We start from the raw sequence: 26392 nt of genomic DNA, 5'->3' as shown, positions 1-26392 counted from the left end.
TTGACGTCCTACTGGTACTGCAAGGGTACGGGCGGCACGTCTCCGAAGAGCCGTACCGCCCGAACGCCGGGAAAGCTAAGACAACCGTGCGTCAGACGCGGCGGCGCTTGGGCGGACGGCAGCCGTTGTGCGGCGTGGGCGTCACGTCCTGGATGGAGCCGACCTCAAGACCGGTCGCCTGGAGCGAACGGATGGCCGTCTCGCGACCCGAACCCGGGCCCTTGACGAAGACGTCGACCTTGCGCATGCCGTGCTCCTGCGCGCGACGGGCGGCCGACTCGGCAGCCATCTGCGCGGCGAACGGCGTCGACTTGCGCGAGCCCTTGAAGCCGACGTGGCCGGCGGAGGCCCAGGAGATCACGTTGCCCGAGGGGTCCGTGATCGAGACGATGGTGTTGTTGAACGTGCTCTTGATGTGCGCGTGGCCGTGAGCGACGTTCTTCTTTTCCTTGCGGCGCACCTTCTTGGCAGCGCCCTGACGACCCTTGGGGGGCATCTATAACTCCTACGGGAGGTGGTCGGTCCTACAGCGAAGACCGCTGATGAAGCGTTGTCCGCTGAGGACTACTTCTTGCCCGGCTTCTTCTTACCGGCGATGGCGCGACGCGGGCCCTTGCGGGTGCGGGCGTTCGTGCTGGTGCGCTGACCGCGGACGGGCAGACCGCGACGGTGACGGAGGCCCTGGTAGCAACCGATCTCCACCTTGCGGCGGATGTCGGCCTGAACCTCGCGACGGAGGTCACCCTCGGTCTTGATGTTGTTGTCGACGTACTCACGAATCGCGACGAGCTGCTCCTCGGAGAGGTCGCGAACGCGGGTGTTCGGGTCGATGCCGGTCTCGGCCAGCGTCAGCTGGGAAAGGGTCCGGCCGATGCCGAACACATAGGTCAGGGCGACCTCCACACGCTTTTCGCGCGGGATGTCAACACCGGAAACGCGTGCCATTCAATGGCTCCAGTTGATCTTCGGAGGTCTTCCACAGAACCGCGTCCCGACCGCCGGCCTCTTCTGTCTCGAAGATTTGGTACGGCAGGGTCCCCGGCCTCCGAACCGGGGGTGTCAGAGCGGCGCGCACGCCGTCTGGGCTCTGCGTATGAACATGTTCAGCTCGCGTCGCGCGAAGTTCTGCGAAGGTGCAGAGGGTGGGTCGTGCGTCAGCCCTGGCGCTGCTTGTGGCGCGGGTTCTCGCAGATGACCATGACCCGGCCGTGACGGCGGATCACCCTGCACTTGTCGCAGATCTTCTTGACGCTCGGCTTGACCTTCATGGGGTGAGGTTCTCCGGGTCAGTGCCACCACCCCGCCGGAACGGGGCAAAGGCAAGATCTACTTGTACCGGTAGACGATCCGGCCACGCGTCAGGTCGTACGGAGACAGCTCCACCACGACCCGGTCGTCAGGGAGGATACGGATGTAGTGCATCCGCATCTTGCCGCTGATGTGTGCCAGGACCTGGTGGCCGTTCTGGAGCTCAACCTTGAACATGGCGTTCGGAAGAGACTCGACGACAGTGCCCTCGATCTCGATGGCACCTTGCTTCTTGGCCACGCTTCGCCCTTCGAATCGACTACCTTGATCGACTCTCTTTGCGTCCCTTACGGGCGCATGCGGACATGCGGGTGCACGAGAGCCGACGAGTCAGTCTACGACAGCGCACCCGGAAAGACGAATCGAGGAAGGATGCCCCAGGAGGAAGATCATTAAGCGCGCCGGGGACCGCGGCGCCCCATAAGGGGCATGCGGCCGGATCGATCCACGGCCCCGCCACGGGGCGCGACAGGTCCCCACACACCCACGGACGGCGGACGGCTCACGCCGACGGATCCGGAGCCGCGACGACCCCGTGCTCCGCCAGCTTCGCCCGGCCGCCGTCCGGAGACGTCAGGACCAGCGGCCCCTCCTCCGTCAGCGCGACCGAGTGCTCCCAGTGGGAGGACCAGGTGCCGTCGGTGGTGATGACCGTCCAGTCGTCCTGGAGGACCTCGGTCTTCGGGGTGCCGAGGGAGACCATCGGCTCGATGGCGAGGCAGAAGCCGGGGATCAGCTTGGGGCCCTTGCCGCGGCGCCGGTCGACGTAGTTCAGCAGATGCGGGTCCATGTGCATCTCGGTGCCGATGCCGTGGCCGCCGTAGTCCTCGATGATGCCGTAGCGCCCGCCGCCGGGCTTCGGCTGGCGGCGGATGTACGTCTCGACGGCCCGGGAGATGTCGACCAGCCGACCGCCCTGCTTCATGGCCGCGATACCGGCCCACATCGACTCCTCCGTCACCCGGGAGAGCTCGATGAGCTCCGGGGCGTGACCGGAGCCCACGAAGGCCGTGTAGGCCGCGTCGCCGTGCCAGCCGTCGATGATCGCGCCGCAGTCGATGGAGATGATGTCGCCGTCCTTGAGGACGACCTCGTCGGACGGGATGCCGTGCACGACGACCTCGTTCACCGAGGTGCAGATGGTCGCGGGGAAACCGCCGTACCCGAGGAAGTTCGGCTTCGCCTGGTGCTCCGCGAGGACCTTGCGCGCGACCTGGTCCAGGTCCTTCGTCGTGGCCCCGGGCACCGCGGCCTCGCGCGTCGCCGCGTGAATGGCCGCAACGACCAGCCCCGCCTCACGCATCTTGGCGATCTGCTCGGGGGTCTTGATCTGCACCATGCGGACGGGGGCCTTTCTCTGACCGGGGTAGGACGGGTGCCGTCAACGATACGTGCACCCACACAGCAGCCGCGGCCCCCTCGGAAGGGAACCGCGGCTACGGCGGTGTACGGAGAGGAACTACTGGGCGGCGGGCTCGTCCTCGCGGTTCAGCGCCTCCATGGCCCGCGCGGTGACGTCCTCCACCTTGCCGAGCGCCGAGATCGTGACCACCAGGCCCTGGGCCTTGTAGTAGTCGATGATCGGCTCGGTCTGCGTGTGGTAGACCTCCAGCCGCTTGCGGACCGTCTCCTCGGAGTCGTCGTCGCGCTGGTACAGCTCGCCGCCGCAGACGTCACAGACGCCTTCCTTCACCGGCTGCTTGTACGTCACGTGGAAGACGTGCGCCGAGTCGTTACGGCAGATGCGGCGGCCGGCGATGCGCTTGACCACCTCGTCCTCGGGGACCTCCAGGTCCAGCACCGCGTCCAGCTTCATGCTCTCGGACTGCAGCATCTCGTCCAGCGCCACGGCCTGGGACTCGTTGCGCGGGAAGCCGTCCAGAAGGAAGCCGTTCTCGGCGTCCGGCTTCTCCATGCGGTCCTTGGCCATCGCGATGGTGACCTCGTCCGGGACCAGGTTGCCCGCGTCCATGTAGGACTTCGCCAGTTTGCCCAGTTCCGTCTGCTGGCTGATGTTGGCCCGGAACAGGTCGCCCGTGGAGATGTGCGGGATCGACAGGTTGTTGGCGAGAAACGCGGCCTGCGTTCCCTTACCGGCGCCCGGCGGCCCGACGAGGACGATACGCATCAGCGGAGGAACCCTTCGTAATTGCGCTGCTGAAGCTGACTCTCGATCTGCTTCACCGTCTCAAGACCCACACCCACGATGATCAGGATGCTTGTCCCACCGAACGGGAAGTTCTGGTTTGCCCCGAAACCAGCCAACGCCATCGTCGGCACGAGAGCGATCAGCCCCAGGTACAGCGAACCCGGCCAGGTGATCCGGTTGAGTACGTAGGACAGGTACTCAGCGGTCGGTCGGCCAGCCCGGATGCCCGGGATGAAGCCACCATACTTCTTCATGTTGTCCGCGACTTCCTCGGGGTTGAACGAGATCGCCACGTAGAAGAACGCGAAGAACACGATGAGGAAGAAGTACATGATGATGTGCGGCGTGGCCGCCGTGTCCGCGAGATTGTTGGTGATCCAGCTCGCCCAGCCTGCTTTCGAACCGGAGAACTGCACGATCAACGCCGGGATGTAGAGCAGCGACGAGGCGAAGATCACGGGGATCACGCCCGCCTGGTTGACCTTCAGCGGGATGTACGTCGACGTACCGCCGTAGGAACGGCGGCCGATCATCCGCTTCGCGTACTGCACCGGAATGCGGCGCTGGGCCTGCTCGACGAAGACCACCAGGCCGACCATCACCAGGCCGACGAGGATCACGGTGCCGAACTCGATCCAGCCGCCGGCCAGCGAGCCCTGCTGCTTGATGGCCCACAGCGCGGACGGGAAGGTCGCGGCGATCGAGATGAACATCAGGATCGACATGCCGTTGCCGATACCGCGGTCGGTGATGAGCTCACCGAGCCACATGACGACGGCCGTGCCGGCGGTCATCGTGATGACCATCGTGATGGTGGAGAAGATCGAGCGGTCCGGCACGATCGACGTGGCGACCGGGCAACCTTGGAAGAGGGCGCCGCTGCGGGCGGTGGCCACCAGGCCGGTGCCCTGCAGGATGGCGAGCGCCACCGTCAGGTACCGCGTGTACTGCGTGATCTTCGAGGTACCGGCCTGTCCCTCCTTCTTGAGGGCTTCCAGGCGTGGGATGACCACGGTCAACAGCTGGAGGATGATGCTCGCCGTGATGTACGGCATGATGCCGAGCGCGAAGATCGTGATCTGCAGCAGCGCGCCACCACTGAACATGTTGACCAGACCGAACAGACCCTGGTTCGCACTGGCCTGGTCGATGCAGGTCTGGACGTTCTTGTAGTCGATACCGGGGATCGGAACATGCGTGCCGACGCGGTAGACCACGATGATGCCGAGCGTGAAGAGCAGCTTCTTGCGCAGGTCGGGCGTCCTGAACGCCCGGGCGAACGCGGTGAGCACGGAGCCTCCTGCGCCCCCCGCACGCAGAGCAGGGAGGCTAGTCGTAGACAAGGCATTGAAGCCAGAAGATGGTCGCCCAACAGTGCTGCGGGAGACAGACATCTGTCACCACTAGCTATGGATGGACCACAGGACTCTAACAGTGCGGACCCCCTTGCAAGAAGCGGACGAACCCGACGATGGCCCCCCGGGAGCGACTGTGCGCCACGGCCAGGAATCACTTCTTCCGCACACATCGCCGCATTTCACGTCAATCACCTCTACGAAAGTGGCCGAGGTGTGCGGTGACGGGCTTCAAAGGGGTGCGGTGACACGCTTCATATGAAAAAGGCCCGCCGAAATATCGGCGGGCCTTTTTCGATCGGGGATACCCACAAAAGAGGTATCCCCGATCGGGGTCATGCACGTCAGGGAGACGTCCGAGAGACTCAGACGAGCTCGGTGACGGTACCGCCGGCGGCGGTGATCTTCTCCTTGGCGGAGCCGGAGACGGCGTCGACCGTCACCTGCAGCGCCACGGTGATCTCGCCCTGGCCGAGGACCTTGACGAGGCTGTTCTTGCGCACCGCGCCGTTGGCGACGAGCCCCTCGACGGTGACCTCGCCACCCTCCGGGTACAGCGACGCCAGCTTGTCGAGGTTCACGACCTGGTACTCGGTCTTGAACGGGTTCCGGAAGCCCTTGAGCTTCGGGAGACGCATGTGGAGGGGCATCTGGCCACCCTCGAAGCGCTCCGGAACCTGGTAACGCGCCTTCGTGCCCTTGGTACCACGACCAGCCGTCTTACCCTTCGACGCCTCACCACGACCCACACGGGTCTTGGCGGTCTTGGCGCCCGGGGCGGGACGGAGGTTGTGGATCTTGAGCGGGTTGTTCTCCGCCATGATCAGTCGACCTCCTCGACCGTCACGAGGTGGCGGACGGTGTGCACCATGCCGCGGAACTCGGGACGATCCTCCTTGACGACCTGCGTGTTGATGCCCTTGAGACCAAGGGAACGCAGGGTGTCACGGTGGTTCTGCTTGCTACCGATGTACGACTTCGTCTGCGTGATCTTGAGCTGTGCCATTACGCAGCACCAGCCCCGGCACGCGCACGCAGCAGAGCCGCGGGAGCGACGTCCTCAAGGGGCAGGCCACGGCGGGCCGCGACCTCCTCGGGACGCTGCAGACCCTTCAGGGCCGCCACGGTCGCGTGCACGATGTTGATCGCGTTGGACGAGCCGAGCGACTTCGACAGGATGTCGTGGATACCGGCGCACTCGAGCACGGCACGCACCGGGCCACCGGCGATAACGCCGGTACCGGGGGACGCGGGCTTGAGCAGTACGACGCCGGCAGCCTTCTCACCCGTGATCGGGTGCGGGATGGTGCCCTGGATACGGGGGACCTTGAAGAAGTGCTTCTTGGCCTCTTCAACACCCTTGGCGATCGCGGCCGGCACCTCCTTGGCCTTGCCGTAACCGACACCGACGGTGCCGTCACCATCGCCCACCACGACCAGCGCGGTGAAGCTGAAGCGACGACCACCCTTCACAACCTTGGCAACGCGGTTGATCGCGACGACGCGCTCAACGTAGGCGGTCTTCTCGGCGGCAGCAGCGCCACCGTCGCGACCCTTCCGGTCCCGCCGCTCGCCGCCACCGGCACCGCCACCGCGGCGCTGGGGTCCAGCCATTGGAATTACCTCTCTCTGTTTCCGCTAGCTACGCGCCAACGATTTGTGTCGCTGACGCGACGGGCGGCCTCTAGAACTTCAGGCCGGCTTCGCGGGCGGCGTCCGCCAGGGCAGCGATGCGCCCGGCGTACTGGTTGCCACCACGGTCGAATACGACGGTCTCGACACCGGCGGCCTTGGCACGCTCGGCAACGAGCGCGCCGACCTGCTTCGCCAGCGCCGACTTGTCGCCCTCGCCACCGCGGACCGAGGCATCCAGGGTGGACGCCGACGCAAGGGTGTGCCCCTTGAGGTCGTCGATCACCTGAGCCACGATGTGACGGTTGGAGCGGGTAACGACCAGACGAGGACGCTCCGCCGTTCCGTTGATCGACTTGCGGATCCGGATGTGGCGGCGCTTGATCGCGGCGCGCTTGTAGGCGTCGCCCTTGAGGATCTTCTGTCCGTATGCCATGGCTTACTTACCCGCCTTTCCGACCTTGCGGCGGATGACTTCGCCCTCGTACTTGACACCCTTGGCCTTGTACGGGTCGGGCTTGCGCAGCTTGCGGATGTTGGCCGCAACCTCGCCGACCTTCTGCTTGTCGATGCCCTCGACCGAGAACCGCGTGGGGTTCTCCACCTTGAAGGTGATGCCTTCGGGCGCCTCGACGGTGATCGAGTGGCTGTAGCCGAGCGCGAACTCGAGGTTCGATCCCTTGGCCGCAACGCGGTAACCGACACCGCTGATCTCGAGCTTCTTCACGTAACCCTGGGTCACGCCGGTGATCATGTTCGCCACCAGCGTGCGGGACAGGCCGTGCAGGGCCTTGTTCTGACGCTCGTCGTTGGGGCGGGTGACGTTGAGAACGCCGTCCTCACCCTTGGCGATGTCGATCGGCGCGGCAACGGTGTGGCTCAGGGTCCCCTTGGGGCCCTTGACCGCGACCGTACGGCCGTCGATGGTGACGTCCACGCCGGCGGGAACCGTGATGGGGAGCTTGCCAATACGCGACATAGCTTTTTCCTCCGTTCCCTTCCGCTACCAGACGTAGGCGAGAACTTCTCCGCCTACGCCCTTCTTGCCGGCCTGCTTGTCGGTGAGGAGACCGTGCGACGTGGAGATGATCGCCACGCCGAGGCCGCCAAGCACCTTGGGCAGGGAGGTGGACTTCGCGTAAACCCGGAGACCGGGCTTGGAGATCCGCTTGATGCCCGCGATGGAGCGCTCACGGTTGGGGCCGAACTTCAGCTCCAGGACGAGGTTCTTGCCGACTTCGGCGTCCTCGACCTTCCAGCCCGTGATGAAGCCCTCCTGCTGGAGGATCTCCGCGATGTGAGACTTGATCTTCGATGCCGGCATCGTCACGGAGTCGTGGTATGCCGAGTTCGCGTTCCGCAGACGCGTAAGCATGTCTGCGATCGGATCAGTCATGGTCATGAATTGGCCTTCGGCCTCTCTCGCCGGGGTTTCCTGGTGCGCCATCCCTCTCCCCGATCCGAGACGGGGCGGGTGCGGCGCGGTGGACCTACGGCGTAGTAAGTCGTATGGGCGGCAATCAGGCGCCCAACCCCCCTAGCCTAAGCCATGAAGGGGTGGGCACCTGACCGTGCCCTTTACTTACCGAGAGCTTCGGGAATCCCTAAGTGGGGATTACCAGGAGCTCTTGGTCACGCCCGGCAGCTCGCCACGGTGAGCCATCTCACGAAGGCACACGCGGCACAGGCCGAACTTGCGGTACACGGAGTGCGGACGGCCGCAGCGCTGGCAGCGCGTGTAGCCACGCACGCCGAACTTGGGCTTGCGAGCAGCCTTCGCGATCAGAGCCTTCTTCGCCATCTCGGTCACGCCTCCTTGAAGGGGAAGCCGAGGTGACGAAGGAGCGCGCGGCCCTCAGCGTCGTTGGTCGCCGTGGTCACCACGGTGATGTCCATACCCCGGGTGCGGTCGATCTTGTCCTGGTCGATCTCGTGGAACATGACCTGCTCCGTGAGACCGAAGGTGTAGTTGCCACGGCCGTCGAACTGCTTGGGGGACAGACCACGGAAGTCGCGGATGCGCGGCAGCGCGAGCGACAGGGTGCGGTCCAGGAACTCCCACATGCGGTCGCCACGGAGCGTGACGTGGGCACCGATCGGCTGACCCTCGCGCAGCTTGAACTGCGCGATGGACTTGCGGGCCTTGGTGACGGCCGGCTTCTGACCGGTGATGGTGGTCAGGTCACGGACGGCACCGTCCATGAGCTTCGAGTCACGGGCGGCGTCGCCGACACCCATGTTGACCACGATCTTGACGAGACCGGGGATCTGCATGACGTTCTCGTAGGAGAACTCCTCACGCAGCTTGCCCGCGATCTCCTCGCGGTACTTCGTCTTGAGACGCGGAGTCGTGGTGGTAGCCATCAGATGTCCTCACCCGTCCGCTTGGCAACGCGAACCTTGTTGCCCTCGTCGTCGAAGCGGTAACCGACACGCGTGACAACCTTGTTGCCGTCCTTCTCAACGACCAGCTGGACGTTGGAGACGTGGACGGGCGCCTCGGTCGTGACGATGCCGCCGGCCTGCGAACCCTTTGCGGTCGGGCCGGCCTTGGTGTGCTTCTTGACCCGGTTGACACCCTCGACCAGGACCCGGTCCTCACGGGGGAAGGCCGCGATGACCTTGCCCTGCTTGCCCTTGTCCTTACCGGTGATGACCTGAACCAGGTCGCCCTTCTTGATCTTCATGCTTACAGCACCTCCGGCGCGAGCGAGATGATCTTCATGAACTTCTTCTCGCGCAGCTCCCGGCCGACCGGGCCGAAGATACGGGTGCCACGAGGGTCGCCGTCGTTCTTCAGAATGACAGCGGCGTTCTCGTCGAAGCGGATGTACGAGCCGTCCGGACGGCGACGCTCCTTGACGGTGCGAACGATGACGGCCTTGATGACGTCACCCTTCTTCACGTTGCCGCCGGGGATCGCGTCCTTGACGGTGGCGACGATGACGTCACCGATGCCCGCGTAGCGGCGACCGGAGCCACCGAGCACACGGATGCAAAGGATTTCCTTCGCACCAGTGTTGTCGGCGACACGCAGTCGCGACTCCTGCTGGATCACGTCTATCTCCTGATTGTCTGCCGGTTCCCCGGGAGCCGCTCAGCGAGCGGCTCCCGGAGCCTGGCGGAACTGTCCTGCGAGTTTGCCCGCAGGAGATTTACTTGGCCTTCTCGAGGATCTCGACGATGCGCCAGCGCTTCGTGGCGGACAGCGGACGCGTCTCCATGAGGAGGACACGGTCGCCGACGCCGGCAGCGTTCTGCTCGTCGTGCGCCTTGAGCTTGTTCGTACGGCGGATGACCTTGCCGTACAGCGCGTGCTTGACGCGGTCCTCGACGGCGACGACAACGGTCTTGTCCATCTTGTCGCTGACGACGAGACCCTCACGGGTCTTGCGGAAGCCGCGGGCCTCTGCAGTCTGCTCAGTCACGTTGCTCTCACTCATCAGGCGCTCTCCACCGTCTCGATGCCCAGCTCGCGCTCACGCATCAGGGTGTAGATCCGCGCGATGTCCTTACGGACGGCCTTGAGCCGACCGTGGTTCTCGAGCTGACCGGTCGCCGCCTGGAAGCGGAGGTTGAACAGCTCTTCCTTGGCTTCGCGGAGCTTCGCGAGAAGCTCCTCGTCACCCAGTTCGCGCAGCTCGGACGCCTTGGTACCGGCCGACATCACGCTTCACCTGCCTCGCGCTTGACGATCCGGCACTTCATCGGCAGCTTGTGGGCTGCGCGAGTAAGGGCCTCACGGGCGATCTTCTCGTTGGGGTAGGACAGTTCGAACATGACCCGTCCCGGGTGCACGTTCGCGATCCACCACTCCGGCGAACCCTTACCGGAACCCATGCGGGTCTCGGCAGGCTTCTTCGTGAGCGGGCGGTCCGGGTAGATGTTGATCCAGACCTTGCCGCCACGCTTGATGTGGCGGGTCATCGCGATACGGGCCGCCTCGATCTGGCGGTTGGTCACGTACGCCGGCGTGAGGGCCTGAATGCCGTACTCGCCGAACGCGACCGTCGTACCACCCTTGGCCTGACCGCGGCGCTTGGGGTGGTGCTGCTTGCGGTGCTTGACCCGTCGGGGGATCAGCATGTCGGTCAGGCCTCCGTTCCGGTGCTCTCAGCCGGAGCGGCAGCCGCCGGAGCCTCGGCCTTGGGGGCCTCGGCAGCGGGAGCCTGCTGCGGCTTACGACCGCGACCGCCGCGCTCGCCACCACGGCCACCACGGGCCGGGCGGTCGGCGCCGCCGCCGCCACGGGCCGGGCGGTTGCCGGCACGGGCTGCGGCGTTCTCGGCGCGGACCTCGGCGATGTTCTTCACATCGCCCTTGTAGATCCAGACCTTCACGCCGATGCGGCCGAAGGTCGTCTTGGCCTCGAAGAAGCCGTAGTCCACGTTCGCGCGGAGCGTGTGCAGGGGCACACGGCCCTCGCGGTAGAACTCCGAGCGGGACATCTCGGCGCCGCCGAGGCGACCGCCGCACTGGATCTTGATGCCCTTGGCGCCGGCCTTCATCGTGCCCTGCATGCTCTTACGCATGGCGCGACGGAAGGAGACGCGGGAGGAGAGCTGCTCGGCGACGGCCTGGGCAACCAGCTGAGCGTCGGTCTCGGGGCTCTTGACCTCGAGGATGTTCAGCTGGACCTGCTTGCCCGTGAGCTTCTCGAGGTCACCGCGGATGCGGTCGGCCTCGGCGCCACGGCGGCCGATGACGATGCCCGGACGAGCGGTGTGGATGTCCACACGCACACGGTCACGGGTGCGCTCGATCTCCACCTTCGAGATGCCGGCGCGCTCCATGCCGGACGTCATCATCCGACGGATGGCGACGTCTTCCTTGACGTAGTCCTTGTACAGCTTGTCGGCGTACCACCGCGACTTGAAGTCCGTGGTGATGCCGAGCCGGAACCCGTGCGGGTTTACCTTCTGGCCCATTACCGGGTTCCTTCCTTGCTGCTGACGACCACGGTGATGTGGCTGGTCCGCTTGCGGATCCGGTAGGCGCGGCCCTGGGCACGCGGACGGAACCGCTTCAGGGTCGGACCCTCGTCGACGTACGCCTCGGAGATGACGAGGCTGTCGGCGTCGGTGTGGTCGTAGTTGTGTGCGGCGTTGGCAATGGCGCTGTCCAGCACCTTGCCGACCGGCACGCTCGCGGCCTGCGGGGCGAAACGCAGGACCGCCTGAGCCTCCGTGGCGTCCATGCCACGGATAAGGTCCACCACTCGGCGGGCCTTCATGGGCGTAACGCGGATGTACCGCGCCTGGGCCCTGGCTTCCATGGTTGTCCTTCCAGTGTCTGTCATGGTCGATTCCACCCCGCGTTAGCGGCGCTTCGACTTCCGGTCGTCCTTGACGTGACCCCGGAAGGTGCGCGTCGGCGAGAACTCGCCGAGCTTGTGGCCGACCATCGACTCGGTGACAAACACCGGAATGTGGGTCTTGCCGTTGTGCACCGCGATCGTGTGGCCCAGCATGGCCGGGACGATCATCGAGCGACGGGACCAGGTCTTGATGACGTTCTTGGTACCGGCTTCGTTCTGTACGTCCACCTTCTTGATGAGGTGTCCGTCGACGAAGGGTCCCTTCTTGAGACTGCGCGGCATCTAAACCCGCTCCTAGCGCTTCTTGTTCGTCTTGCGGCGGCGGACGATGTACTTGTTCGAAGCCTTCTTCGGCGAACGAGTACGACCCTCCTTCTGACCCCACGGCGAGACCGGGTGGCGACCACCGGAAGTCTTGCCTTCACCACCACCGTGCGGGTGGTCAACCGGGTTCATCGCCACACCGCGGACGGTCGGGCGGACGCCCAGCCAGCGCTTGCGGCCGGCCTTGCCCCAGTTGATGTTGCTCTGCTCGGCGTTGCCGACCTCGCCGACCGTGGCGCGGCAGCGCTGGTCGACCAGGCGGATCTCACCGGAGGGCATACGAAGGTGGGCCATCGTGCCCTCCTTCGCCAGCAGCTGCACCGAGGCACCGGCGGAGCGGGCGAACTTGGCGCCGCCACCGGGACGGATCTCGATCGCGTGGATCGTGGTACCGACCGGGATGTTGCGGAGCGCCAGGTTGTTGCCCGGCTTGATGTCGGCCCCGGGACCGTTCTCGACGCGGTCGCCCTGCGACAGGTTGCGGGGGGCGAGGATGTAGCGCTTCTCGCCGTCCGCGTAGTGCAGCAGCGCGATGCGCGCGGTGCGGTTGGGGTCGTATTCGATGTGCGCGACCTTCGCCGGCACGCCGTCCTTGTCGTGACGACGGAAGTCGATCACTCGGTAGGCGCGCTTGTGTCCGCCACCTTGGTGGCGAACGGTCACACGACCGGCGTTGTTACGGCCGCCCTTGCTGTGCAGCGGGCGGACCAGCGACTTCTCCGGCGTGGACCGCGTGACCTCGACGAAGTCGGCGACGCTGGAGCCACGGCGGCCCGGCGTAGTCGGCTTGTACTTGCGGATTCCCATTTCTCAGTCCTCGTCCGATATCGGACGATCCGACCCGCTTACGCGGTCGGACCGCCGAAGATGTCGATACGGTCGCCCTCGGCAAGGGTCACGATCGCGCGCTTGCTGTCGGCACGCTTGCCGAAGCCCGTCTTCGTCCGCTTGCGCTTGCCCTGGCGGTTGATCGTGTTGACCCCGGTGACCTTGACCGAGAAGACCGCCTGGACGGCCTGCTTGATCTGGGTCTTGTTGGAGCCGGGCGCGACGACGAAGGTGTACTTGCCCTCGTCGAGCAGCGCGTAGCTCTTCTCCGACACGACCGGCTTCAGCAGGACGTCACGGTGGTCCGTGAACGACTTGCTGACCGGGGTGACGACGGTGTTCTTGCCCTCGGCCTCGTGGCGCTTCGCCTTGGCGACGCGGGCGACCTTCTTGGCCTTGGCGGCCTTCGAGGCGATGCTCGGGTGACGCGTAGCCATCAGGCTTCGCTCCCTTCGGTGTCGGTGGCCTGCGGGCCGGACACGAAGGACTCGAAAGCGGCCTGGGTGAAGACCACGTCGTCGGAGACGATCACGTCGTACGTGTTCAGCTGGCCCGGCTCCAGGATGTGGACCTGGGGCAGGTTGCGGGCGGAGAGCCACGCGGCCTCGTCGGCGCGGTCGATGACCAGGAGCAGGTTCTTGCGCTCCGAGATCTTGCCGAACAGCGTCTTGGCGGCCTTCGTGGAGGGGTTCTCGCCCTCGATCACGCCGGTGACGACGTGGATGCGGTTGTGGCGGGCCCGGTCGGTGAGGGCGTGGCGCAGGGCCGCGGCCTTCATCTTCTTCGGGGTCCGCTGCGAGTAGTCACGCGGCTGCGGGCCGTGGACGACGCCACCGCCGGCGAACTGCGGCGCGCGGGTCGAACCCTGGCGCGCACGGCCGGTGCCCTTCTGGCGGTACGGCTTCTTACCGCCACCACGGACTTCACCGCGACGCTTGGTCTTGTGCGTGCCCTGACGGGCAGCGGCGTTCTGCGCGACGACGACCTGGTGGATCAGCGGGATGCTGACCTTCTCCACGCCGAAGATCTCCGCGGGGAGTTCGACGCTTCCGGTCTTCTCGCCTGCAGGCGAAAGGATGTCAACAGTGCTCATCGGTTACCTCAGGCCCCCTTGGCCGCAGTGCGGACCAGGACGAGGCCGCCGTTCGGACCGGGGATGGCTCCCTTGATGAGGAGCAGTCCCTTCTCCGCGTCAACGGCGTGGACGGTCAGGTTCTGGGTGGTGACCCGCTCATTGCCCATGCGGCCCGCCATGCGCATGCCCTTGAAGACACGGCCCGGGGTGGCACAGCCACCGATGGAGCCGGGAGAGCGGTGCTTGCGCTGGGTGCCGTGACCGGCGCCGAGGCCCTTGAAGTTGTGACGCTTCATGACACCGGCGAAGCCCTTGCCCTTGCTCTTGCCGGTCACGTCCACCTTCACGCCGGCCTCGAAGACCTCGGCGGAGATCTCCTGACCCAGCGTGTACTCGGAGGCGTCCGCGGTGCGGATCTCGACGAGGTGGCGGCGGGGGGTGACGTCGGCCTTGGCGAAGTGACCCTTGAGGGGCTTGTTCACCTTGCGAGGGTCGATCTCGCCGAAGGCGATCTGGACCGACTCGTAGCCGTCGGAGTCATTCGTACGGACCTGGGTCACGACGTTCGGACCGGCCTTGACGACGGTGACGGGAACAACACGGTTGTTCTCGTCCCACACCTGCGTCATGCCGAGCTTCTCGCCCAGGATGCCCTTGATCTGCTTAGCCATTCTCAGATCACCGGCCCCTAGAGCTTGATCTCGATGTCGACACCGGCCGGGAGGTCGAGTCGCATCAGGGAGTCAACGGTCTTGGGAGTCGGGTCGAGAATGTCGATCAGGCGCTTGTGCGTGCGCATCTCGAAGTGCTCGCGCGAGTCCTTGTACTTGTGCGGCGACTTGATGACGCAGTACACGTTCTTCTCAGTGGGCAGCGGCACCGGGCCCGCGACCGACGCACCAGTACGCGTCACCGTCTCGACGATCTTCTTCGCCGAGGAATCGATGACCTCGTGGTCGTAGGCCTTGAGCCGGATGCGGATCTTCTGTCCCGCCATGGCTACTAGTAGTCCTGTCTCTCGAAACGCTCTGGAACCCGGTGTTCCGAACACTTGCCTCCGACCCACGCGGTCGGGTGTGTCGCGCTCTCACTGACACAGATGTCCCATCTCTGGAACATCCCGTCGGGGAAGCACGGCCCTTCCGGAACCGCAAGCCGAAGGTGCGGCGTCAAACGTGCTGACGCGCGGCCCACCGGGTGCCTGGTCGGTGCTGCACTGTCACTTCCCGAAAGATTCCCGTACGTCCGCCCCAGCGCTGCCCTGGGGCAGTTGGGGCGACGAGTACTGTGGGACTCGCTTTCGGTCCTCCCGGCGGGAGGCGCGCAGCATCAACACTCGACCGAGCAACTCCGACAGTCTGCCATATGGGGCAGGGGGCTGGCCAATCGGGCCGGAGACCATACCCCGGGAGTGACGTAGGTCAAACCGACCGCCGCGCCGCACCGGGTGTTCCGGACAGGCGATTCCCCGCGATCCCCCCGCACGGACGGGCCGGTGACCTGCTCGGAGTCGGCGAAACCGACCCCGAACCCGACCCGGCTCCGACGCCCCGACCGAGGATGTCCGACGGGCTCCCGCCGCCCCTGAGCGCTATGCCCCCGCGTTCCGCATACGCGCGAACGACGTGTCCAGCCCCCGCTTCAGCGCCGCCGCCACCGGCCGCTCCACCGCCCGATGCACCACCCAGCTCAGCACCATGAACCCGGCGATCACGACCGCCACCAGCAACCGCGCGTCCATCGTGTCCCGCAGCCGATGGATGGCGGTCGTGCCGGCCGCGTAGTGGATCAGGTAGAGCGGATACGTCAACGCCCCCGCCGTCACCAGCCACTTGCCGCGCACACGGTCCGTGGCGCCCAGTGCGATCGCCACCATGGCCAGCAGGAACACCGTGAAGATCAGCACGCTCCCCCGCCAGCCCGACACCCGTTCGACCTCGTCGATCCGGTGCCCGAGTTCCAGCTGGCCCATCAGCCAGGCCATCCCGAGGATGCCCCAGAGCAGCAGGTCCTGGCCGAAGCGGTGCATGAGGTACAGCGCCAGGCCCGCGATGAAGTACCAGGCGCCCTCGGGGTTGGCGGCCAGCTCCAGCAGAGGGAGACCGGACACCGGTGCGAGCATCGCCGCCGCCCCCCACACACAGCAGAACACGACGACCTTCCGGTACGTCAGCCCGGTGGCGACGACGACCAGGAACAGCAGGTAGAAGCGGAGCTCGGACCAGAGCGTCCAGTAGACCCCGTCGACGTTGGCCACGCCCGAACCGGACTGCAGCATCGTGAGGTTGAGCAGGACCTCGCGCAGGCGCAGCCGCTCCCACACCCCCGGGAGCGCCGCCAGCACGCCCGTGGTGAAGAGGACCGCGAACCAGTACGCCGGGTACAGCCGGATCACCCGCGAGACGAAGAACTGCCGCGGGGTCCGCCCCCAGCAGGACATGCAGATCACGAAGCCACTGATCACGAAGAAGATCTCGACGCCGATCCAGCCGTAGGAGGCGAGGCGGAACACCGTCGGCATGATCTCGGACACCGGCCGGCCCCAGATCGCGTTGCCCGGCTGGTCGACGCGTCGGGTGCCGGCGTAGTGGTGCACGGCGACCATCAGGGCGGCCAGGAGGCGGATGCCGTCGATGGCGTAGAGCCGACGGCCCACCCGTTCCCGTACGGCGGTGTGGCGGCCGCTCACCGCGTCGGGCCGCGGTGGCCGCCTCGCGGGCGGGGCGGGCGGGGGCAGCCTGCCGCCCGGGCCCGTCACCCGCGTCGGGATCGTCGCACTGCCGTCCGGACCACGCATCGGCACCTGTCAGTCCATCCTCGCGAGGGGATCCCGGGCCGGGCGGCCCCCGACCGCCGGACACGCTACGACCGCCACAACCACCCCACAGGGAGCAGACAGGATCATTTACCCCTGCCCCGGCACGGAATTGGCGGAACCCTCGCGCACCCGTCCACCAGCGTTCCCCAACACTTCACCTGCTGCCCGGGGACAACCGCCCTGCCCACGAACGGCGTTCGACACCCACCGGGCACGGCAAAGGGGCCCGTACGACCGAAGTCGTACGGGCCCCTCCAGGTGCTCGCGGTGGAGCTACCAGGTCAGACCGACAAGAACTACTTGTTGATCTTGGTGACCTGGCCGGCGCCCACGGTCCGGCCACCCTCACGGATGGCGAACTTCAGGCCCTCTTCCATGGCGACGGGCTGGATGAGCTCCACCTTCATCTCGGTGTTGTCACCCGGCATGACCATCTCGGTGCCCTCGGGGAGGGTCACGACGCCGGTCACGTCCGTCGTACGGAAGTAGAACTGCGGACGGTAGTTGTTGAAGAACGGCGTGTGACGGCCACCCTCGTCCTTGGACAGGATGTACGCCTGGGCCTCGAACTCCGTGTGCGGGGTGACCGAGCCGGGCTTGATGATGACCTGGCCGCGCTCGACGTCCTCGCGCTTGATGCCACGAAGCAGCAGACCGACGTTCTCACCGGCCTGGCCCTCGTCGAGCAGCTTGCGGAACATCTCGATGCCGGTGACCGTGGTGGTGGTCTTCTCCTGCTTGATGCCGATGATGTCAACGGTCTCGTTGACCTTCAGGACACCACGCTCGATACGGCCGGTGACGACCGTACCGCGACCGGTGATCGTGAAGACGTCCTCGACGGGCATGAGGAACGGCTTGTCGACGTCACGCTCGGGGGTCGGGATCGCCTCGTCGACGGCGGCCATCAGGTCCAGGACCGACTGGCCCCACTCCTTGTCGCCCTCGAGCGCCTTGAGCGCCGAGACCTTGACGACCGGCAGGTCGTCGCCCGGGAACTCGTACTCGGAGAGGAGCTCACGAACCTCGAGCTCGACGAGCTCCAGGATCTCCTCGTCGTCCACCATGTCGGCCTTGTTCAGGGCGACGACGATGTACGGAACGCCGACCTGGCGGGCCAGGAGCACGTGCTCCTTGGTCTGCGGCATCGGGCCGTCGGTGGCGGCGACCACGAGGATCGCGCCGTCCATCTGCGCGGCACCCGTGATCATGTTCTTGATGTAGTCCGCGTGACCGGGGCAGTCGACGTGGGCGTAGTGACGCGTCTCCGTCTGGTACTCGACGTGCGCGATCGAGATCGTGATACCGCGCTGGCGCTCCTCAGGAGCCTTGTCGATCTGGTCGAAGGCCGAGGCCTCGTTCAGGTCCGGGTACGCGTCGTGCAGCACCTTGGTAATGGCGGCCGTGAGGGTCGTCTTACCGTGGTCGATGTGACCGATGGTGCCGATGTTGACGTGCGGCTTAGTCCGCTCGAACTTTGCCTTCGCCACTGGGGTCCTCCTGCGGAGTGGTTCTGGTACGCCTTACTCATCGGCGCCAGGTGATCTTTGCTGGGATGCCGCCCGCCGGGGTTTACCCTCCCGGGTCTGCCCCGGCGGTCGGTGTCAAGCCTAAAGCGTGTAACAGGGGTGTGTTACTCGCCCTTGGCCTTCGCGATGATCTCCTCGGCGACGTTCCGGGGAACCTCGGCGTAGGAGTCGAACTGCATCGAGTAGCTTGCGCGACCCGAGGTCTTGCTGCGGAGGTCGCCGACGTAGCCGAACATCTCCGAGAGGGGCACGAGGCCCTTCACGACGCGGGCACCGGCACGCTCCTCCATGGCCTGGATCTGGCCACGGCGGGAGTTGATGTCACCGATGACGTCACCCATGTAGTCCTCGGGCGTGGTGACCTCTACGGCCATCATCGGCTCCAGGAGCACAGGGCTCGCCTTGCGCGCGGCCTCCTTGAAGGCCTGCGAGCCGGCGATCTTGAACGCCAGTTCGGAGGAGTCGACCTCGTGGTAGGCACCGTCGAGAAGCGTGACGCGGACGCCCGTCATCTCGTAGCCGGCGAGGATGCCGAACTGCATGGCCTCCTGCGCACCGGCGTCCACCGAGGGGATGTACTCCCGCGGGATACGGCCACCGGTGACCTTGTTCACGAACTCGTACGAGGCGTCGCCGTCCGTGATCGGCTCGATCGCGATCTGCACCTTCGCGAACTGACCGGTACCACCGGTCTGCTTCTTGTGGGTGTAGTCCACGCGCTCGACGGCCTTGCGGATCGTCTCACGGTATGCGACCTGCGGCTTACCGACGTTGGCCTCGACCCGGAACTCGCGCTTCATACGGTCGACCAGCACCTCGAGGTGCAGCTCGCCCATACCGCCGAGGATGGTCTGGCCCGTCTCCTCGTCCGAGTGAACGTGGAAGGAGGGGTCCTCCTCCGCGAGACGCTGGATGGCGACACCCAGCTTCTCCTGGTCACCCTTGGACTTGGGCTCGATGGCGACCTGGATGACCGGCGCCGGGAAGTCCATGGACTCCAGGATCACCGGGTTCTTGTCATCGCAGAGCGTCTCGCCGGTCGTGGTCTGCTTCAGACCCATGACCGCGACGATGTCGCCGGCGCCCACCGCCTCGATCTCCTCACGCTTGTTCGCGTGCATGCGGTAGATCTTGCCGATGCGCTCCTTCTTGCCCTTGACGGAGTTCAGCACCGCGGTGCCGGTCTCCAGGCGGCCCGAGTACACCCGGACGAAGGTGAGCTTGCCCAGGTGCGGGTCGCTCATGATCTTGAAGGCGAGCGCGGACAGCGGCTCTTCCACGGACGGCTTGCGCTTGACGACGACCTCGGGGTCCTTGACGTCGTGGCCCTCGATGGCCTCGACGTCGAGCGGGGTCGGCAGGTAGCGCACGACCGCGTCGAGCAGGGGCTGGACGCCCTTGTTCTTGAACGCGGTACCGCAGAACACGGGGGTGACCGTGACGCCGTCGGACTTGCCGGAGGCGATGGTGACACGACGGATCGCGGCGTACAGCTGCTCCTCGGTGGGCTCCTGGCCCTCCAGGAACAGCTCCATGATCTCGTCGTCGTTCTCCGCGACGGTCTCGACCAGCCGGCCGCGGTACTCCTCGGCCGCCTCGGCGTGCGTGGCGGGGATGTCGACGACGTCGTACATCTCGCCCTTCGCCGCCTCGGCGGACCACACGAGCGCCTTCATGCGGACCAGGTCCACAACGCCCTTGAAGTCCATCTCGGCGCCGATCGGCAGCTGCATGATGATCGGCACGGCACCGAGCCGGTCCTTGATCATGTCCACGCAGCGGTGGAACTCGGCGCCGGTACGGTCCAGCTTGTTCACGAAGCAGATGCGCGGCACGCCGTAACGGTCGGCCTGACGCCATACCGTCTCGGACTGCGGCTCGACACCGGCGACACCGTCGAACACGGTGACGGCACCGTCGAGGACGCGCAGCGAGCGCTCCACCTCGACCGTGAAGTCGACGTGCCCCGGGGTGTCGATGATGTTGATCGTGTAGTCGTTGTCCTCAAGCGGCCAGTGACAGGTGGTGGCAGCAGAGGTGATCGTGATGCCACGCTCCTGCTCCTGCTCCATCCAGTCCATGGTGGCAGCGCCGTCGTGGACTTCACCGATCTTGTAGCTGACGCCGGTGTAGAAGAGGATCCGCTCGGTGGTGGTCGTCTTGCCCGCGTCGATGTGGGCCATGATCCCGATGTTGCGGACCTTGGCCAGGTCAAGTGAAGTGGTAGCCATAAGGCTTCGGTCTTCTCTCGGTCTCGTCGTGGGTAGCGACTACCAGCGGTAGTGCGCGAAGGCCTTGTTGGACTCGGCCATCTTGTGGGTGTCCTCGCGCTTCTTCACAGCGGCACCAAGGCCGTTGGAGGCGTCGAGAAGCTCGTTGAGCAGACGCTCGGTCATGGTCTTCTCGCGACGGGCGCGGGAGTAACCGACCAGCCAGCGCAGCGCGAGCGTGTTGGCGCGACCGGGCTTGACCTCGATCGGAACCTGGTACGTCGCACCGCCGACACGGCGGGACTTGACCTCAAGGGTCGGCTTGATGTTCTCCAGCGCGCGCTTCAGCGTGATGACCGGGTCATTGCTGGTCTTCTCGCGCAGGCCCTCCATGGCGCCGTACACGATGCGCTCGGCGGTGGAGCGCTTGCCGTTCAGCAGCACCTTGTTGATGAGGGAGGTCACCAGAGGAGAACCGTAGACCGGGTCGATGATGACCGGGCGCTTCGGGGCGGGGCCCTTACGAGGCATTTCTACTTCTCCTTCTTGGCGCCGTAGCGGCTGCGGGCCTGCTTGCGGTTCTTGACACCCTGGGTGTCGAGCGAACCGCGGATGATCTTGTAACGAACACCGGGCAGGTCCTTCACACGGCCGCCACGCACGAGCACGATGGAGTGCTCCTGCAGGTTGTGTCCCTCACCCGGAATGTAAGCAGTGACCTCGATCCCGCTGGTCAGACGCACACGCGCGACCTTACGCAGGGCCGAGTTCGGCTTCTTCGGGGTGGTCGTGAACACGCGCGTGCAGACGCCCCGACGCTGAGGGGAACCCTCGAGTGCGGGCGTCTTGTTCTTCTCGACCTTGTCCTGCCGGCCCTTCCGGACCAGCTGCTGGATCGTAGGCACTACTTCTCCGGTTTCTGTGTGCCGAATGGTGAAGCTAACCTGAAACATCGCCGACCCACGCGGTCGGGTGTGTCGAATCCGGCGTACTTCCGCCGCGAGGCGGGAAGAGGCGCGGATCGCGGTGGCCGCTGACGGCTCCCGAGTGCGGTTGAAGGCACGCACAGGAGCCAGGGCACACCCCAGGCACAAGGTCTGAGCGTACCTAGCTCATTCGCTGCGGTCAAAACAAATGCGATCCCACCGCATACCCAAGCGGTGCACGTCATATCCGTGCAGCGTCCGTGATCTTCGCCGCCCGTCCTCTCAGCCGGAAGCGAGCCCCACCGCGAACAGCAGGATCAGGATGAAGACCCAGGCCGCGGTGGACAACCAGCCGAGCACCAGACCGGTCAGCGCGAGCGCGTCCCCGCCCTCGCCCGTGCGCTGGATCTCCGTACGTGCCGTGTGCCCGAGAAACACCGCCGGGATGCCGGTGAGCCCGAACGTGGGCAGACAGAGCACCCCGCACAGCGCCGCACCGACCGCTTTCCCGTTCACCCTCTGCCTCGGGTCCGGCAGAAAGGTCTGGGGAACGGCCACAACGGCCACAGGCTGCGGCACAGGCCCCTGAGGCAGGTCGGCGACCAGGAGCGCCAGCTCCCCCACCGTTCGCGCCCCGTAGGCCCGCTCAACCCGCTTGTCGAACTCCGCCTTCTCCAGCCGCCCCTCGCCGTACCCCGCTCTCAGCACATCCACCGCGCGCTCACGGTCGGCGTGCGAGGCGAGCATGGCCGGAGCACCGGGACCCTGCCAGGGCCGCGGGCTGTGCTGGCCGTACTGGCCCTGGGACGGATGCCAGGGCTGCCAGGGCGACGGTTGCGACACGGAGACCCCTCCCCGGGACGACTGTGCCTACATCATCCCCCAACGCGGTATTTCCGGCACGGGTTCCCGCACAGTGCCCTCGACCCGTTTCCGGCACGCCGAAGGGCGGCCACCCGAAGGTGACCGCCCCTCAACTCAAGCGACCCGCTTACTGGTTGTACGGACCGTAGTCGTAGTCCTCCAGCGGAACGGCCTGGCCGGAGCCCGTGCCGAACGGCGAGTAGTCGATGTCGTCGTAGCCGACGGCCGAGTACATCGCGGCCTTGGCCTCCTCGGTCGGCTCGACCCGGATGTTGCGGTAGCGGGACAGACCCGTACCGGCCGGGATGAGCTTACCGATGATGACGTTCTCCTTGAGGCCGATCAGGGAGTCGGACTTGGCGTTGATCGCCGCGTCCGTCAGAACCCTGGTCGTCTCCTGGAAGGACGCCGCCGACAGCCACGACTCGGTGGCGAGCGAGGCCTTGGTGATACCCATCAGCTGCGGACGACCGGAGGCCGGGTGACCGCCCTCCTGGACCACACGACGGTTCTCGGTCTCGAACTTCGACCGCTCGACCAGCTCGCCGGGCAGCAGCTCGGCGTCGCCGGACTCGATGATCGTCACACGGCGCAGCATCTGCCGGATGATGATCTCGATGTGCTTGTCGTGGATCGACACGCCCTGCGAGTTGTAGACCTTCTGGACCTCGCCGACCAGGTGGACCTGGACGGCACGCTGACCCAGGATGCGCAGCACGTCGTGCGGGTTGGTGGCACCCACGGTGAGCTTCTGGCCCACCTCGACGTGCTCGCCCTCGCTGACCAGGAGTCGGGCACGCTTCGAGATCGGGAACGCCGTCTCGTCGCTGCCGTCGTCCGGGGTGACGACGATCTTCTTGGTCTTCTCGGTCTCCTCGATCCGCACGCGGCCCTGGGCCTCGGAGATCGGGGCGACACCCTTGGGCGTACGAGCCTCGAAGAGCTCGACGACACGGGGCAGACCCTGGGTGATGTCGTCACCGGCCACACCACCGGTGTGGAAGGTACGCATCGTCAGCTGGGTACCGGGCTCACCGATGGACTGGGCGGCGATGATGCCGACCGCCTCACCGATGTCGACCAGCTTGCCGGTGGCCAGCGAACGGCCGTAGCACATGGCGCAGGTGCCGACGTGCGACTCGCAGGTCAGGATCGAACGGGTCTTGACCTCCTCGACGCCGTGGTGCACCAGCTGGTCGATGAGGACATCGCCGAGGTCGACGTTGGCCGGCGCGATCACCTTGCCGTCGATGACGACGTCCTCGGCGAGCATGCGGGCGTAGACGCTGGTCTCGACGTCCTCCGTCTTGCGCAGCACGCCGTCGGCGCCGCGCGTGGCGATCTTCAGCTTCAGACCGCGCTCGGTGCCGCAGTCCTCCTCGCGGATGATGACGTCCTGCGAGACGTCCACCAGACGACGGGTCAGGTAACCCGAGTCGGCGGTACGCAGGGCGGTGTCCGCCAGACCCTTACGGGCACCGTGCGTGGAGATGAAGTACTCCAGCACCGACAGGCCCTCACGGAACGAGGCCTTGATCGGACGCGGGATGGTCTCGTTCTTCGCGTTCGACACCAGACCACGCATACCGGCGATCTGACGCATCTGCATCATGTTTCCTCGGGCACCCGAGTCAACCATCATGAAGATGGGGTTCGTCTTGGGGAAGTTCGCGTTCATCGCCTCGGCGACCTCGTTGGTCGCCTTGGTCCAGATCGCGATGAGCTCCTGCGTGCGCTCTTCCTTGGTGATCAGACCGCGCTCGTACTGCTTCTGGACCTTCTCGTCCAGCGCCTCGAAGCCCTTGACGATCTCCTTCTTCGCCTCGGGAACGACGATGTCGGAGATGGCCACGGTGACGCCGGAGCGGGTGGCCCAGAAGAAGCCGGCCGCCTTCAGGTTGTCGAGCGTCGCCGCCACGATGACCTTGGGGTAGCGCTCGGCCAGGTCGTTGACGATCTCGGAGAGCTGCTTCTTGCCCACCGAGTAGTCGACGAACGGGTAGTCCTCGGGCAGCAGCTCGTTGAAGAGCGCACGGCCCAGGGTCGTCCGCAGGCGGAAGGTGTCACCCTGCTGCCACTCCGGCTCGCCCTCCTCGCGCGCCGGCGGGGTCCAGCCACGCGGCGGGATGGTGCCCACCGGGAAGCGGACGTCGATCGCCGACTGCAGCGCGAGCTCGCCGGCGTCGAACGCCATGATCGCCTCGGCCGTGGAGCCGAAGGACCGGCCCTCGCCCTTGACGTCACGCAGTTCGCCGTCGGTGGTGAGGAAGAACAGACCGAGGACCATGTCCTGGGTCGGCATCGTCACCGGACGGCCGTCGGCGGGCTTGAGGATGTTGTTCGAGGACAGCATCAGGATGCGGGCCTCGGCCTGCGCCTCCGCGGAGAGCGGAAGGTGCACGGCCATCTGGTCACCGTCGAAGTCCGCGTTGAACGCGGTGCAGACGAGCGGGTGGATCTGGATGGCCTTGCCCTCGACCAGCTGCGGCTCGAAGGCCTGGATGCCGAGGCGGTGCAGGGTGGGAGCACGGTTCAGCAGCACCGGGTGCTCGGCGATGACCTCTTCGAGGACGTCGTACACGACCGTGCGGCCGCGCTCCACCATGCGCTTGGCGCTCTTGATGTTCTGCGCGTGGTTCAGGTCGACCAGGCGCTTCATCACGAACGGCTTGAACAGCTCCAGCGCCATCGCCTTCGGCAGACCGCACTGGTGCAGCTTCAGCTGCGGACCGACGACGATCACGGAACGCGCGGAGTAGTCCACACGCTTGCCGAGCAGGTTCTGACGGAAACGACCCTGCTTGCCCTTGAGCATGTCGCTCAGGGACTTCAGCGGGCGGTTGCCGGGACCGGTGACCGGGCGACCACGACGACCGTTGTCGAAGAGGGCGTCCACGGCCTCCTGGAGCATGCGCTTCTCGTTGTTCACGATGATCTCGGGCGCGCCGAGGTCGAGAAGCCGCTTCAGGCGGTTGTTGCGGTTGATCACACGGCGGTACAGGTCGTTGAGGTCGGAGGTCGCGAAGCGGCCACCGTCCAGCTGCACCATCGGGCGAAGGTCCGGCGGGATGACCGGGACGCAGTCGAGGACCATGCCCTTGGGGCTGTTGGAGGTCTGCAGGAAGGCAGACACGACCTTCAGCCGCTTCAGCGCACGGGTCTTCTTCTGGCCCTTGCCGGTACGGATGATCTCGCGAAGCCGCTCGGCCTCTTCGTCCAGGTCGAAGGACTCCAGGCGCTTCTGCAGCGCCGCGGCACCCATCGAACCGTCGAAGTACGTGCCGAAGCGGTCACGCAGCTCGCGGTAGAGGAGCTCGTCGCCCTCCAGGTCCTGGACCTTGAGGTTCTTGAACCGGGTCCACACCTCGTCGAGACGGTCGATCTCGCGCTGCGAACGGTCCCGCAGCTGCTTCATCTCGCGCTCGGCACCTTCGCGCACCTTGCGGCGCACGTCGGCCTTGGCGCCCTCGGCCTCCAGCTCGGCCAGGTCGGTCTCGAGCTTCTTGGCGCGGGCCTCCAGGTCGGAGTCACGACGGTTCTCGACCTGCTGCCGCTCGACGGAGACGTGCGCCTCCAGGGAGGGCAGGTCGCGGGTGCGGCGCTCCTCGTCGACGAACGTGATCATGTACGCCGCGAAGTAGATGACCTTTTCCAGGTCCTTCGGGGCGAGGTCGAGCAGGTAACCGAGGCGCGACGGGACGCCCTTGAAGTACCAGATGTGCGTGACGGGCGCGGCAAGCTCGATGTGGCCCATCCGCTCACGACGCACCTTGGCGCGCGTGACCTCGACGCCACAGCGCTCACAGATGATGCCCTTGAAGCGGACACGCTTGTACTTGCCGCAGTAGCACTCCCAGTCCCGGGTCGGACCGAAGATCTTCTCGCAGAAGAGTCCGTCCTTCTCGGGCTTGAGCGTGCGGTAGTTGATCGTCTCGGGCTTCTTGACCTCGCCGTGGCTCCACTGACGGATGTCGTCAGCGGTGGCCAGACCGATCCGGAGCTCGTCGAAGAAGTTGACGTCGAGCACTATGCGTCAATCCCTCTCAGGGTTGTAAGT

General features: G+C 66.0%; 35 protein-coding genes. All 35 read right to left on the bottom strand.

Annotation, left to right across the window (positions count from 1 at the left end):
* Positions 1 to 91: 91 nt before the first annotated feature.
* Positions 92 to 496 (bottom strand): 30S ribosomal protein S11, encoded by a 405-nt coding sequence (gene rpsK, locus ACZ5VD_RS27710; protein WP_003956432.1) that lies wholly within the window; start codon positions 494 to 496, stop codon positions 92 to 94.
* A 68-nt stretch (positions 497 to 564) separates the two neighbouring features.
* Positions 565 to 945 carry a 30S ribosomal protein S13 gene (gene rpsM / locus ACZ5VD_RS27705; RefSeq protein ID WP_053753917.1) on the bottom strand — a complete coding sequence of 127 codons (381 nt, stop codon included), beginning with the start codon at positions 943 to 945 and terminating at the stop codon, positions 565 to 567.
* Between the two features lie 209 nt (positions 946 to 1154).
* Positions 1155 to 1268: a 50S ribosomal protein L36 gene (rpmJ, locus tag ACZ5VD_RS27700; RefSeq protein ID WP_003998809.1), complete on the bottom strand. Its 114-nt coding sequence runs from the start codon at positions 1266 to 1268 to the stop codon at positions 1155 to 1157.
* 58 nt (positions 1269 to 1326) lie between these two features.
* Positions 1327 to 1548, bottom strand: coding sequence for a translation initiation factor IF-1 (gene infA, locus ACZ5VD_RS27695; protein ID WP_003948620.1), 222 nt, complete (start codon positions 1546 to 1548; stop codon positions 1327 to 1329).
* A gap of 262 nt (positions 1549 to 1810) precedes the next feature.
* Positions 1811 to 2647, bottom strand: coding sequence for a type I methionyl aminopeptidase (gene map, locus ACZ5VD_RS27690; protein ID WP_468547632.1), 837 nt, complete (start codon positions 2645 to 2647; stop codon positions 1811 to 1813).
* A gap of 120 nt (positions 2648 to 2767) precedes the next feature.
* Positions 2768 to 3436, bottom strand: a complete 669-nt coding sequence (locus tag ACZ5VD_RS27685; protein ID WP_468547633.1) for an adenylate kinase — start codon at positions 3434 to 3436, stop codon at positions 2768 to 2770.
* Positions 3436 to 4749: a preprotein translocase subunit SecY gene (secY, locus tag ACZ5VD_RS27680; protein ID WP_468547848.1), complete on the bottom strand. Its 1314-nt coding sequence runs from the start codon at positions 4747 to 4749 to the stop codon at positions 3436 to 3438. Before secY ends, ACZ5VD_RS27685 begins: the two co-directional genes overlap by 1 nt.
* Positions 4750 to 5177: 428 nt before the next feature.
* Complete coding sequence (gene rplO / locus ACZ5VD_RS27675; protein WP_266831346.1) at positions 5178 to 5633, bottom strand: 50S ribosomal protein L15; 456 nt, start codon at positions 5631 to 5633, stop codon at positions 5178 to 5180.
* A 2-nt stretch (positions 5634 to 5635) separates the two neighbouring features.
* A complete protein-coding gene (rpmD, locus tag ACZ5VD_RS27670; protein WP_005481207.1) occupies positions 5636 to 5818 on the bottom strand; it encodes a 50S ribosomal protein L30 in 183 nt (60 codons plus the stop codon).
* Positions 5818 to 6426, bottom strand: a complete 609-nt coding sequence (gene rpsE / locus ACZ5VD_RS27665) for a 30S ribosomal protein S5 (RefSeq protein ID WP_217237693.1) — start codon at positions 6424 to 6426, stop codon at positions 5818 to 5820. The genes rpmD and rpsE overlap by 1 nt, the downstream gene beginning before the upstream one ends.
* A 70-nt stretch (positions 6427 to 6496) precedes the next feature.
* Positions 6497 to 6880 (bottom strand): 50S ribosomal protein L18, encoded by a 384-nt coding sequence (gene rplR, locus ACZ5VD_RS27660; protein WP_468547634.1) that lies wholly within the window; start codon positions 6878 to 6880, stop codon positions 6497 to 6499.
* Positions 6881 to 6883: 3 nt separating this feature from the next.
* Positions 6884 to 7423 (bottom strand): 50S ribosomal protein L6, encoded by a 540-nt coding sequence (gene rplF, locus ACZ5VD_RS27655; RefSeq protein ID WP_468547635.1) that lies wholly within the window; start codon positions 7421 to 7423, stop codon positions 6884 to 6886.
* A 24-nt stretch (positions 7424 to 7447) separates the two neighbouring features.
* On the bottom strand, positions 7448 to 7846 hold the full coding sequence (gene rpsH / locus ACZ5VD_RS27650) for a 30S ribosomal protein S8 (protein WP_013001411.1): 399 nt from the start codon (positions 7844 to 7846) through the stop codon (positions 7448 to 7450).
* A gap of 213 nt (positions 7847 to 8059) precedes the next feature.
* Positions 8060 to 8245, bottom strand: a complete 186-nt coding sequence (locus tag ACZ5VD_RS27645; protein ID WP_003948630.1) for a type Z 30S ribosomal protein S14 — start codon at positions 8243 to 8245, stop codon at positions 8060 to 8062.
* A 5-nt stretch (positions 8246 to 8250) separates the two neighbouring features.
* Positions 8251 to 8808 (bottom strand): 50S ribosomal protein L5, encoded by a 558-nt coding sequence (gene rplE / locus ACZ5VD_RS27640; RefSeq protein WP_398401897.1) that lies wholly within the window; start codon positions 8806 to 8808, stop codon positions 8251 to 8253.
* On the bottom strand, positions 8808 to 9131 hold the full coding sequence (rplX, locus tag ACZ5VD_RS27635) for a 50S ribosomal protein L24 (protein WP_266435029.1): 324 nt from the start codon (positions 9129 to 9131) through the stop codon (positions 8808 to 8810). Before rplX ends, rplE begins: the two co-directional genes overlap by 1 nt.
* A gap of 2 nt (positions 9132 to 9133) precedes the next feature.
* A complete protein-coding gene (gene rplN / locus ACZ5VD_RS27630; RefSeq protein ID WP_003992364.1) occupies positions 9134 to 9502 on the bottom strand; it encodes a 50S ribosomal protein L14 in 369 nt (122 codons plus the stop codon).
* 97 nt (positions 9503 to 9599) lie between these two features.
* Complete coding sequence (gene rpsQ, locus ACZ5VD_RS27625; RefSeq protein ID WP_053753927.1) at positions 9600 to 9887, bottom strand: 30S ribosomal protein S17; 288 nt, start codon at positions 9885 to 9887, stop codon at positions 9600 to 9602.
* The gene (gene rpmC / locus ACZ5VD_RS27620; RefSeq protein ID WP_003998824.1) at positions 9887 to 10111 is read right to left on the bottom strand and encodes a 50S ribosomal protein L29; all 225 of its coding nucleotides are present in this window, start codon (positions 10109 to 10111) and stop codon (positions 9887 to 9889) included. The genes rpsQ and rpmC overlap by 1 nt, the downstream gene beginning before the upstream one ends.
* Complete coding sequence (rplP, locus tag ACZ5VD_RS27615; protein ID WP_004927269.1) at positions 10111 to 10530, bottom strand: 50S ribosomal protein L16; 420 nt, start codon at positions 10528 to 10530, stop codon at positions 10111 to 10113. Before rplP ends, rpmC begins: the two co-directional genes overlap by 1 nt.
* Before the next feature lie 5 nt (positions 10531 to 10535).
* Entirely contained in the window at positions 10536 to 11372 is an 837-nt protein-coding gene (gene rpsC / locus ACZ5VD_RS27610; protein WP_030619145.1) for a 30S ribosomal protein S3, read from the bottom strand.
* Entirely contained in the window at positions 11372 to 11719 is a 348-nt protein-coding gene (gene rplV, locus ACZ5VD_RS27605; RefSeq protein WP_030619142.1) for a 50S ribosomal protein L22, read from the bottom strand. Before rplV ends, rpsC begins: the two co-directional genes overlap by 1 nt.
* 42 nt (positions 11720 to 11761) lie before the next feature.
* A complete protein-coding gene (rpsS, locus tag ACZ5VD_RS27600) occupies positions 11762 to 12043 on the bottom strand; it encodes a 30S ribosomal protein S19 (RefSeq protein WP_391352845.1) in 282 nt (93 codons plus the stop codon).
* Between the two features lie 12 nt (positions 12044 to 12055).
* Entirely contained in the window at positions 12056 to 12892 is an 837-nt protein-coding gene (gene rplB / locus ACZ5VD_RS27595) for a 50S ribosomal protein L2 (protein WP_020132633.1), read from the bottom strand.
* 38 nt (positions 12893 to 12930) lie between these two features.
* Positions 12931 to 13350 carry a 50S ribosomal protein L23 gene (rplW, locus tag ACZ5VD_RS27590; protein ID WP_468547636.1) on the bottom strand — a complete coding sequence of 140 codons (420 nt, stop codon included), beginning with the start codon at positions 13348 to 13350 and terminating at the stop codon, positions 12931 to 12933.
* Positions 13350 to 14006, bottom strand: a complete 657-nt coding sequence (gene rplD, locus ACZ5VD_RS27585) for a 50S ribosomal protein L4 (protein ID WP_468547637.1) — start codon at positions 14004 to 14006, stop codon at positions 13350 to 13352. The genes rplW and rplD overlap by 1 nt, the downstream gene beginning before the upstream one ends.
* Positions 14007 to 14014: 8 nt before the next feature.
* A complete protein-coding gene (gene rplC, locus ACZ5VD_RS27580) occupies positions 14015 to 14659 on the bottom strand; it encodes a 50S ribosomal protein L3 (RefSeq protein WP_468547638.1) in 645 nt (214 codons plus the stop codon).
* Positions 14660 to 14676: 17 nt separating this feature from the next.
* Positions 14677 to 14985 (bottom strand): 30S ribosomal protein S10, encoded by a 309-nt coding sequence (rpsJ, locus tag ACZ5VD_RS27575; protein ID WP_003948644.1) that lies wholly within the window; start codon positions 14983 to 14985, stop codon positions 14677 to 14679.
* A 594-nt stretch (positions 14986 to 15579) separates the two neighbouring features.
* Positions 15580 to 16785 (bottom strand): acyltransferase family protein, encoded by a 1206-nt coding sequence (locus tag ACZ5VD_RS27570; protein WP_468683645.1) that lies wholly within the window; start codon positions 16783 to 16785, stop codon positions 15580 to 15582.
* A 317-nt stretch (positions 16786 to 17102) separates the two neighbouring features.
* Complete coding sequence (gene tuf / locus ACZ5VD_RS27565; protein ID WP_053753935.1) at positions 17103 to 18296, bottom strand: elongation factor Tu; 1194 nt, start codon at positions 18294 to 18296, stop codon at positions 17103 to 17105.
* Between the two features lie 143 nt (positions 18297 to 18439).
* Positions 18440 to 20566 carry an elongation factor G gene (gene fusA / locus ACZ5VD_RS27560; protein ID WP_468547640.1) on the bottom strand — a complete coding sequence of 709 codons (2127 nt, stop codon included), beginning with the start codon at positions 20564 to 20566 and terminating at the stop codon, positions 18440 to 18442.
* Between the two features lie 39 nt (positions 20567 to 20605).
* Positions 20606 to 21076 (bottom strand): 30S ribosomal protein S7, encoded by a 471-nt coding sequence (gene rpsG / locus ACZ5VD_RS27555; RefSeq protein WP_005481264.1) that lies wholly within the window; start codon positions 21074 to 21076, stop codon positions 20606 to 20608.
* 2 nt (positions 21077 to 21078) lie between these two features.
* Positions 21079 to 21450: a 30S ribosomal protein S12 gene (gene rpsL / locus ACZ5VD_RS27550; protein WP_003948652.1), complete on the bottom strand. Its 372-nt coding sequence runs from the start codon at positions 21448 to 21450 to the stop codon at positions 21079 to 21081.
* Between the two features lie 303 nt (positions 21451 to 21753).
* Positions 21754 to 22314, bottom strand: a complete 561-nt coding sequence (locus ACZ5VD_RS27545) for a DUF1707 and DUF4190 domain-containing protein (RefSeq protein ID WP_468547641.1) — start codon at positions 22312 to 22314, stop codon at positions 21754 to 21756.
* 148 nt (positions 22315 to 22462) lie between these two features.
* A complete protein-coding gene (locus ACZ5VD_RS27540; protein WP_468547642.1) occupies positions 22463 to 26362 on the bottom strand; it encodes a DNA-directed RNA polymerase subunit beta' in 3900 nt (1299 codons plus the stop codon).
* Positions 26363 to 26392 lie beyond the last annotated feature (30 nt).

This window comes from Streptomyces sp. NPDC032822 (genome assembly GCF_055578825.1).
This window is presented reverse-complemented; position numbering and strand designations above follow the sequence as displayed.